This is a genomic window from Psychrilyobacter sp., from assembly GCF_037132775.1.
Classification (GTDB): Bacteria; Fusobacteriota; Fusobacteriia; order Fusobacteriales; family Fusobacteriaceae; genus Psychrilyobacter.
In genome coordinates, this window is the sequence record NZ_JBAHZY010000021.1 from 1 (window position 1) to 10647 (window position 10647).

At 31.5% G+C, this 10647-nt stretch carries 10 protein-coding genes; 1 reads left to right on the forward strand and 9 read right to left on the reverse strand.

All coding sequences use genetic code 11. The features are described 5' to 3' along the window. The first annotated feature begins 152 nt into the window (after window positions 1–152). A complete protein-coding gene (locus tag V5784_RS01240) occupies window positions 153–569 on the forward strand; it encodes an energy-coupling factor transporter transmembrane component T (RefSeq protein ID WP_336887230.1) in 417 nt (138 codons plus the stop codon). A gap of 142 nt (window positions 570–711) precedes the next feature. Here the strand turns inward: V5784_RS01240 and V5784_RS01245 are convergent, their stop codons facing one another. The 9 genes from V5784_RS01245 to V5784_RS01285 all read right to left on the reverse strand — a co-directional run. After that, complete coding sequence (locus V5784_RS01245) at window positions 712–1668, reverse strand: ROK family protein (RefSeq protein ID WP_336887231.1); 957 nt, start codon at window positions 1666–1668, stop codon at window positions 712–714. Between the two features lie 112 nt (window positions 1669–1780). After that, window positions 1781–2401: a copper homeostasis protein CutC gene (locus tag V5784_RS01250; RefSeq protein ID WP_336887239.1), complete on the reverse strand. Its 621-nt coding sequence runs from the start codon at window positions 2399–2401 to the stop codon at window positions 1781–1783. A gap of 115 nt (window positions 2402–2516) precedes the next feature. Further along, window positions 2517–3818: a PTS transporter subunit EIIC gene (locus V5784_RS01255; RefSeq protein WP_336887232.1), complete on the reverse strand. Its 1302-nt coding sequence runs from the start codon at window positions 3816–3818 to the stop codon at window positions 2517–2519. A gap of 77 nt (window positions 3819–3895) precedes the next feature. Then, window positions 3896–5380 (reverse strand): M81 family metallopeptidase, encoded by a 1485-nt coding sequence (locus V5784_RS01260; RefSeq protein ID WP_336887233.1) that lies wholly within the window; start codon window positions 5378–5380, stop codon window positions 3896–3898. Window positions 5381–5389: 9 nt separating this feature from the next. Next, window positions 5390–6367 (reverse strand): dipeptide ABC transporter ATP-binding protein, encoded by a 978-nt coding sequence (locus V5784_RS01265; RefSeq protein WP_336887234.1) that lies wholly within the window; start codon window positions 6365–6367, stop codon window positions 5390–5392. Then, window positions 6368–7342: an ABC transporter ATP-binding protein gene (locus V5784_RS01270; protein WP_336887235.1), complete on the reverse strand. Its 975-nt coding sequence runs from the start codon at window positions 7340–7342 to the stop codon at window positions 6368–6370. Window positions 7343–7352: 10 nt separating this feature from the next. Then, window positions 7353–8201: an ABC transporter permease subunit gene (locus tag V5784_RS01275; RefSeq protein ID WP_336887236.1), complete on the reverse strand. Its 849-nt coding sequence runs from the start codon at window positions 8199–8201 to the stop codon at window positions 7353–7355. A 12-nt stretch (window positions 8202–8213) separates the two neighbouring features. Next, the gene (locus V5784_RS01280) at window positions 8214–9200 is read right to left on the reverse strand and encodes an ABC transporter permease subunit (protein ID WP_336887237.1); all 987 of its coding nucleotides are present in this window, start codon (window positions 9198–9200) and stop codon (window positions 8214–8216) included. Window positions 9201–9282: 82 nt separating this feature from the next. Beyond that, the coding region (locus V5784_RS01285; RefSeq protein ID WP_336887238.1) for an ABC transporter substrate-binding protein at window positions 9283–10647 on the reverse strand (1365 nt) is incomplete at its 5' end.

The window sequence follows — 10647 nt, forward strand, 5'->3', positions numbered from 1 at the left end:
TCTGTAAAGTTTCTCTTTCTGTAAAAGCTTCCAAAACGATCTTAAATTTAAACTTAGAAGAGTAAGTTTTTCGTGTATTCATAATCAAAATCCCCCATATTGTTTTCTTAAATTATACCCTATTTTTTTGCTTAAGGTTAAACACTTTTTGTATGAATTTATACGACCATTATATAGATCCAAATAGTATGTTGATGAGCCTTATGCAAAATTTAAGGTTAAATCCAGGATTGACCTATGGTGTTATGGTAGCTTTTAGGTTCTTTCCAATGATGGAAAATGATATGAAAATGATAAAATACGCAAGGGATATCAGGCTAGGAGGGAGAAAGAAAACTTTTAAAGAGAAGATAAGCCTCCCTATACCTCTTCTTGCAACAAACATTAGGAGAGCAGAAAGAGTTGCTATTGCCATGGAAGGAAGAGGTTTTGACAGATTTAATAAAAGGACATACTATAAAAAGATGTCCTTAAAATCAAATGATTTTATCTATCTTATGGCAATATCAATAATATTTATTCTGATGTATTTTTATGGGCATGGAAATGAAAATTGGTTGGGCTATTAAAAAATAGTATTATATATATTAAAAAAAAGATGATTTCTATATTAAATAGAGGTCATCTTTTTATTATCTAGGAAATCATAATCGTCAGATACTTTAATTGTTGTACTAGAACTCTTTTAGAGCCTAATTTTCAATTGTAATATTACCTGTTAACTACCAAAGCTGCTGCTCCGATTATCCCTGCTTTCTCACCTAATTTTGCTGGTAAAATTTGTAGATCATCTATACATGCCAGGAGACTATATTTTTTTATTTTTTTTGTGATTCCATCAAATAGGATATCCCCTGCAAGGGCGACTCCTCCGCCGATTACTACCACCTCTGGATTAGTTACATGTAATAAGATTGACAGTCCATAGGCTATATATTCTGTAATATAGTCAACTATATCTAAAGAAAAACTATCACCTAATTTTGCCGCATCAAATACATCTTTGGCTTCAACTTTTTGCCCTTCTTTTTTCGAGATAATATCCCAAAGTTTATTATTTTTATTTACAGTAAGTCTTGATTCCGCTTCCCTTTCAATTCCCGTAGCAGAAACATATGCTTCAAAACATCCTTTTTTTCCACATCCACAGAGTTTTCCATTAGGGATTATTGTCATATGACCAATCTCTCCACCTGCACCTTGGAATCCTCCAACTAATTTACCATCTACAACTATTCCGCCACCGATTCCAGTTCCAAGAGCCATTCCGATAACATTGCTGTAGCCCTTGGCTGATCCTTGCCAAATTTCACCTAAAGTAATTACATTTACATCGTTATCTACTTTTACTCTATATCCCGTTTTCTCTCCTAAGATCTTGGCCACATTAAGGTTTTTTTTCCAAGGAAAGTTAGCAAGAAAACTGACTACCTCCTGGTGAAGGACAGGGCCGGGGATTCCTATTCCTACCCCTAGTATATCGTTCTCATCAATTTTTTTTTCAATATTCATCTTTTTGATTACTTCAGCAATTCTATTAAAACAATCATCATAGCCCATCTCTGAATTTGTTTTTATAGATTTATTTAATAATATGTTTCCATCTGCACTAAGTAAACCAATCTTAGTGTTTGTACCTCCAAGATCTACTCCAAATAAATATTTCATACTTATTTTATCCCCCTAAATTATTTTCTGTTGTCTGGGATAAAGGTTTTTACCAGTTCCCAATATATATATTCCATTCCAATGACTCACTTTGTTCCTGGTATCTTAAATGTTAGATTAAACTGCCCACTATTTTTTTTCCATGAAATTCAGTAGATGGTATTTTTAATCTTATCTCTTCAAAATTTCCCATAGTAACTCCACCGGCAACAACAATTATAATTTTATTATTGGCAATTTTAATCATCTTATTTAACATCTCTGCTCCCTCTAGGGCTGTCTTCTGTCTTCCAGAAGTAAGGATTCGATGGATGCCTAATTGAATTAAACTTTCCACTTCATTCGTAGGATTTATAACTTCATCTATGGCTTTATGAAACGTAACCTCCATACCGCTAGTTTCTTTTAAAAGACTCTTTAAAATAGGATAATCAATCTTATTCTTAGTTGTTAAAACACCTAAAACTACACCCTTTACTCCTAGTTTTTTAAACAATTTGATATCTTCTATCATGATCTCAATCTCAGTAGGAGAATAGCAAAAATCTCCTCCCCTAGGTCTAATCATAACTAATGTTGGTATTTTTATTTTTTCTAGAATTTTTTTTACTGTCCCATATGACGGCGTAGTTCCTCCCTCATATAGATTTTCACATAGTTCAATCCTTTTAGCTCCAGCTTTTTCAGCATTTTTAGCTTCTATAAAATTGCCTACACAGGCTTCCCTTATTATCATAATTCTAACCCTCCAATTAAATTAATGTACTTTAAGCTAGGATAGGCTCACTATAGATTGCCATCTTTGCCAAGGCTTTTTCCATCATAAGATTCTATTTATTTTTGTTTTTCTAATTCCTATTACTTTTTTCAAAAATTTCTAATTGCTTTTCTTCATATTTGCTAGCCTTATCTAAAATTCTTAAAAATGGTAGATAAATTAACGCTCCAATAATTAGATTGGCAATCTGCATCAAAGATCCAGAAATATCTCCGACTGTTATAAATCCACTTATAATTGCGGGAGTAGGCCAAGGGAATGGAAGGCCTAGAGGTCTAGAAACTAATCCAATAGACATAGCTATATACTGAGTGGTTAGCATTACTAATGGTACAATATTAAATGGTATCAACATAATAGGATTTAATATAATCGGTAATCCAAATAAAACAGGTTCATTGATATTAAAAATCCCAGGGATAGCTCCGATGGCTCCAACACTTCTAATATGATTACTTTTGGCAAATAGAATAATTGCTAATAATAAAGAAAGTGTGCTTCCTGCTCCTCCCATCCAGATCATATCAAAAAATTGCTCTGTAATTATATGGGGTAGAGGTAAACCTTCCTTTAAGGCATTAATGTTGTCAATTTGGTTTTCTAACCAAAATGGTCTGATGAATCCGTTTACCATAGATCCACTATTAATTCCTACAGACCATAAAAGTGAAATGGATAGAACTGTTAATAAAGACCCAATAAATGAAGTTCCTAAAGATCTTAATGGCAATGCTAATATATTATAGATGAAGTCATGAATTGTGCCATAATGAGTATTCATCATTGTAATTCTAAGTAACAATGCTAAAGAAAGAATAACTGTTCCTGGTATTAATGCTTCAAAAGATTTTGTAACTTCAGGAGGAACTCCATCAGGCATTCTAAGTAATATATTATGGGCTACAAAAAATTTAAATATCTTAACAACAACAATAGATATAACCATAGCAACAAAAACTCCTCTACTTCCAAGCCATGTAAAAGTAATAACCTTTCCAAGAGTAGCTGTATATTCTAGAGGAGTTAATATAAAAAATGAAACTAACGAGAGTAGCCCAACAGTAGTACTATCAATTTTAAATTGCTTACCGAGTTGTTGAGCGACTAAAAATGATACATAAACAGCAATTAGAGAAAACGTTGCACGAATAGGAATATCTAAGGTGTTTTTCCAACTTGGACCAAACTTATTATACATAAAATCTTGATATATAGTCGATGGAAATACTGAAATGATTAAAAATATAGACCCAATCATTAATAGTGGCATTAAGATAATAAATGCTTTTCTGATTCCATTAATATAATTATTTTTATTTATCCAAGTTGCAATAGGGACTAATTTTTCTTCTAAATTATTAATAATGCTCATATGACTCTCCTTATTAGATCTTATATATATAATATTACACCAATAGAGATTCAAGAGTCAATAAAATCTTATATATATTATTTTAAATTTTTCTTTGAATCATAACTAAAATTTTTGTCCAAAGGATAAATAGGTCTTAAAACTTTTTCATATCTAATATTTTCAATATCTTCATTAGTACTTCCTTTGGTTAAAGCCATTATTGTTTTTTTAGCTATCTCTCTATGAGGAGCAGTAAGGTATCCTAATTTACAAACAATAACCTCTGTTTTAAAAGGATTAAGTCCTAGATCAGTGAACATTTTAGGAGTAATATATCCAACATGTTTTTCGGAAACAATAATGTCTATACCATTTGAGTTAAAAAGAGCTAAATCACTTTCATAACTACCCCATGATTTTATATGATTTTTTACAGTCCCTTTAATAGTCAAGGGTTTGGTTGTTAAAGTATCAAATTTAGCACCTATAGTTATTTCTATAGTTTTATCAATTTTCCCTTCACATTGAAGTGTAGCTTCTGGATCATAGATCCCACCATAGATAATAGGATTATTTAATTTTGATGTTCTTTTATCTTTTAAAAGTAATTCTAGTAGTTCTGTACAATCAGAAGAGGAACCAGCGGTGGGATTATCTCCAGAATCAGATAAATAAATAGGAAAATTCCCCTCTTTAACAGCTTCAAATACTTTATCTATAGATTCTTTTGGAAGATAAGTTTCTGTATGAAATTTAAAGTTATCTCTTAAACTCCAAAATTCATCTGCTAACTCTAGTGCTAACTTATCGGCCAACTCTTGATTGTTTGAAGTGACAACATATACAGCAACACCAGCTTCAGCACTGTCCGCCCATGGATAACCCATTAAATAAGAAGCCGCTAAAACGCCTTCCAATTTTTCTGATTTTCTTAATTTATCTATGAGGGAAACCATAGGTTCTGTCGAGGTTTCTGATTTTTCCCCGGCTATAAGAAGAGGGAGTCTTACCCATGCTTTTGTTAATTTAGTCTTGTTTTCTAACATCTCAATCAACATTTTTGCCGAGTGTTCTCCTGTTTCAAAACAATCAGTATGAGGAGCAAATTTGTATCCTACATATGCATCACAATTTTGATGCATATCATCCGTCATTGTTGTATGCATATCTAAAGCGCAAACAACAGGGATATCAGGAAACTGTTGTTTTAAAGCAATCAATAAATCACTTTCTGCTTCCCCTAAACCTTTCACTCTCATAGAGCCGTGTAGCGCAAGATTAATTGCATCAATTTTTTTTTCTTCATTAGCTATAATAGCTCTTTCTAAAAAATCTTTTTTAATTGCCTTATAAAAAGGTAAGCTAACTTCTCCATTGGGAACAGCTCTAGCATTTATAGTAGGGACTACTTCATAACCTCTATTAGTAAGAGTATCCACTATCCCCCTCAAGGAATCATTTTTAGTTTTAAAATTTAATATTTCCATCCCATACTCTACATTAAAGTCTTTTTCGTCAACTATTATTGGGTTAAAAGAATTTGATTCATGACGTATTCCACCTACTAGTATCCTTCTCATAAATTCCTCCTATTTTATCTTTTTTATTAAATGACATGCGACACTATGACTGTCACTTAGTTTAATTAATTCTGGCATCTTGTCTTTACAAACATCTAAAACTTGAGGACATCTTGTTGAAAAAGGACATCCTGTAGGTAAATTAATAGGATTAGGAATATCACCTTTTAATATAATTCTCTTCTTTTTTTTAGTTGGATCTATCACAGGAATAGCCGATAATAATGCCTTTGTATACGGGTGCATAGGGCTACTATATAAATTATTTTTATCTGCAATTTCTACTAATTTTCCTAAATACATTACTCCAATTCTATCTGCAATCATCTCTACCACACTTAAATCATGAGATATAAATATATATGTTAAATCATATTTTCTTTGCAATTCTTTAAATATATTAAGGATTTGTGCTTGAATAGAAACGTCTAAAGCACTTATAGGCTCATCGGCTATAATTAGACTAGGATTAACAGAGAGAGCTCTAGCTATACCAACTCTCTGTCTTTGGCCACCACTAAATTCGTGAGGATAACGAGTTAAATGTTCTTCACTTAATCCCACAATATTAAGTAATTCTTTAACTTTTTTTTCTCGTTGATTTTTATTCATATCGCTGTGTACCAAAAGAGGTTCTCCAATTAAGTCTTTTATTTTTAATCTAGGATTTAAAGAGCCGTAAGGATCTTGAAAAATAACTTGCATTTTTTTTCTATGTTTTAACATCTCCTTACTACTCAGATGAGTTATATTATTACCATTAAAGTAAACGTTTCCTTTTTCCACATCTAAAATTTTATTAGCAACTCTACCTAGAGTTGATTTTCCACAGCCACTCTCTCCTACAATGGCTAGAGTTTCTCCTTTATAAACCTCTAAAGAAACATTGTTTAATGCGTGTACAAAGGTTGCTTTTTTCCCAAATTTTTTTTTAGTTATAATAAATTTTTTATGAATACCCTCTAATTTTAAAATTACTTCTTTCATCTAACTCTCCTTCTCTTCTACAAAATGGCAACGACATTCTCTATTTTGACTAATTTTGATTAATTTAGGTTCTTTACTAAAACAGATGTCCATTGCAATATTACACCGAGGAGAAAACTTACATCCCTTTGGCATATCCCCTAGACTAGGTACTTTCCCTTCTATAAAAGGTAATTCACTATCTCCGTTTCCTAATTTTGGAACTGAAGCAATTAAACCTTTTGTATATGGATGCTTTGGAGCTTCAAATAAATCTAATACATTAGCTTTTTCTACAATTCTACCTGCATACATTACTAAAACTTTATCACACATTTCTGCAACAACACCAAGGTCATGGGTAATAAGTAAAATACCCATATTTTTTTTCTCTTTCAATTCTAAAAGTAATTCCATTATTTGAGCTTGAATAGTTACATCTAGAGCAGTTGTTGGTTCATCGGCGATAAGAAGTTCTGGATTACAGGCCATAGCCATAGCAATCATAACCCTTTGACACATTCCACCACTTAACTGATGTGGGTACCTAGTTAAAATGTTTTCTGGACTAGGAATTCCAACAAGGTCAAGCATTTTGATAGAATGTTTCTTAGCTTCTATTTTTGAAAATCCTAAATGGAGTTTACTACCTTCCATAAGTTGATCTCCAATTTTCAAAACTGGATTTAAGGAAGACATAGGGTCTTGAAAAATCATAGACATCTGTTTACCTCTGAGTTTTCTAATTTCATTTTTACTTAAGTTTAATAAATTTACACCTTTAAACTCTACGCTCCCATCAGTTACCTTTCCTTGCTCATCTAAAAGTCTCATTATAGAAAGTGAAGTAACTGATTTACCGCTCCCACTTTCACCAACGAGACCTACAATTTCACCCTCGTTTATATTAAATGAAACTCCTTCAATAGCAATAACACTACTTTTATTTTTTTTAAACTCTGTTTTTAAATTGTTAACTCTCAATAAATTTTTCATAGTTGTCTCCTTAATTTAATTTTGGATCTAGGGTATCTCTTAACCCATCTCCTAATAGGTTAAATGCTAAAACCGTTAAAAATATCATGAGCCCTGGATAAAAAAGCATGTGAGGAGCTAATCCAATATAGTCTCTTCCTGTGGATAACATTGCACCCCAATCTGGTTTTGTGGGGCTTGCTCCAAACCCAAGAAAACTAAGAGATGCTGCTGAAATTATGGCAGTTCCTATTCTCATAGTGAAAGTAACTATTAACGTTGGAAGAGTTCCTGGAAAAATATGAATAAATAATATTCTGAAATTGCTGACGCCAATAGATTTAGAAGCTTCTATGTAAAGAAGTTTTTTTATAGATAGTGTTGAACTTCTCACAATACGAGTAAAGGAAGGTATTCCATATATTGAAATTGCAACGACAATATTTATAAGGCCTGGTCCAATAATTGCAACAATTCCTATTGCTAATAGTAATCCTGGAAATGAAAATAGTACATCACAACTTCTCATGATTATACTTTCTATTTTTCCGCCATAGAACCCTGCGACTAATCCCAACAAAGTTCCTATAAATGTACCTATAAAAACAGAACTAAGGGAAACAGCTAGAGAAAGCCTAGTTCCAACTATTATTCTATTGAAAAGATCTCTTCCGTACTCATCGGTTCCAAACCAATGAGCGTAACTCGGCGGAGCTAAAAGGTTATCATAATCTGCAAGATCTGGATCTAGTGTTATTGGTTGAAAAATTCCTATTAGAATCAACAAAACAATTAATAATAGGGATAATACCGCTATTTTTCTTCGTAAAAAATTTTTAATAAATTCTTTATAAGGTTTTTTTATTTTTTCATCTTTCATTTAAATTCTCCTTTATTCATATCTTATTTTAGGATTTAATACACCATACATAACATCTACAACTAAATTAACAACTATAAATTGAAGGGTAAAGATTAATAGAATCACTTGAATAACTGTATAATCTCTAAATAATATTGAGTCTATTAATAATCTTCCTAGACCTGGTATTGAAAAAACAGTTTCTACTAATACAGATCCTGCAAGCAAAAACCCAAATTGTAGACCTACTATTGTAACCACATCAATCAATGAATTTCTAAGGGCATGTTTTCCAACTATAAATATTTCAGATAGTCCTTTAGCTCTAGAAGTCCGTATATATGGTTCGTTTAAAATCTCAATCATAGAAGAGCGAGTATAACGAGCTATCATAGACATGATACCTGCACCAAGTGTAATAGAAGGTAGGACATAACTTTTAAATCCATCTATCCCTCCTGTTGGAAACCATCCTAAATTAACTGAGAATACTTGAATGAGCATAAGTCCGAGCCAAAATAAGGGTAATGAAATCCCAGAAATAGCTATAATCATTACAAAATAATCTAAAATTTTTCCTCTATTTACAGCTGATATAATACCTGTAATTACTCCAAGAATAGAAGCCCAAACAATTGAAAAAATAGCTAAATATAGTGTTGGTTTAAACCTTGGAATAAGCATTTCTTTTATAGGTAACCCAGTTTTTATAGATATTCCTAAGTCTCCACTAAAAAAATCTTTTACAAAATTAAAATATTGCAGATACATAGGGTCATTAAGACCTAACTGATCTCTCATAATTGTTATTTCCTCTAATGTTGCTTGGTGACCAGCTAATAATCTTGCAGGATCTCCAGGAATTAGGTGTATAAATAAAAATATTAGAATTGAAACTATTATTATAATTGGAATGGTATTTAATAAACGTTTTAAAATATAATGTCTCATTTTTGTTTGTATGATAAGTATATAGGTTTTATCATACCCTCCTTTATTTTTTATAATCCTATACATTATTTTTATGAATTCACCTAAAAATTTAATGTGAATTTTTAGAAAAAAGAAATGTAGGTGTACTACATTTCTTTTCCTTTAATTATTTACTTGTATCAGCTTTTTCTAAGTTAATTGAACCATCGGGCATAACATATACATTTTTAGTAGTTTTTCTTTTAGCAGAAACTAATTGATCTGAACCTAAGAAAATCCAAGGAGCATCATTCCAAATAGCAGTCTGCATCTCTGCATAAATTTTTGCTCTCTTTTTAGTATTAGTTTCAATGGCTCCATTATCAATCATTTTATCTACTTTTGAATTTGTGTAATAAGCTGTATTGGCAGATACCGGTGGTATAAAGTGACTATGAAATAAATTTTTAGTGGCACCATCAATATCAAAAGAAGACCAATTTACATACCACATGTTAATTTTAGCTTCTTCAGGAGTTGGAGCACTATAAATTGAGTTAGCTAAAGTCCCTTCTTCCATAGGCATAACTTCAACCTTAATTCCAATTTGAGCTAGTTGCTGATTGATGAATTGCATTCCCTTCATATCTTCTGTGTTATTAGAACCCCAAATAGAAGTAGTGAAACCATTTGGATATCCGGCTTCTTTCATTAATTTTTTAGCTTTTTTCAAATTGAAAGCATATGGTGTTTGATCAACATGATATTCTAAAGATTCAGGCACAGATGATGTTAATGGAACTAAATATCCTGATTTTACAACCTGTGCATAAGCTTTTTTGTTAACGGCATAGTTTATTGCTTGACGAACTTTCTTATCTTTAAAAATATCTTTAGTTGTATTGAGAGTAACGTATCTAGCGATAGTAGAAAAACTAGTCATAATCTCAATATCTTTATTTCTCTTAATTCTTCTAACTTGTTCTGTAGGCATAGGATAAATAAAATCTGCTTCACCTGTCTGTAGCATAGCGATTCTAGATCCATTTTCCATAACAGGTTTGAATGTTACTTTGTCTACTTTTGGTTTTTCCCCCCAATAAGAAGTATTTTTTCTTATAACTAATTTATCGCCTTGAATCCATTTATCATAAACATATGGGCCTGTTCCAACAGGATGTGTAATAATACCCCGGTCTCCATATTTTTTTAAAGCTGCAGGACTTATAATTGTCAAAGAGGCAATCCTATTAAGCATTGGAGCATAAGGAGTCTTTAAAATTATTTTTACAGTATCTGTTCCAATTGCTTCAACTCTTTCCACAACTAAAAAATTTCTACGTCTTCTTAAGTTTTTCTTTTTATCCATGACTCTATCAAAATTATATTTGATAGCTTTAGCATCTAAAGTCGTACCATCACTAAATTTGATATTTTTTCTAATTTTAAAAGTATAAGTTAAACCATCATTAGAAATTTTATAATTTTTTGCTAATAAAGGCTTGAGTGACATGTCACTTTCATACTTTAGTAAACCTTCATACATAGTTGC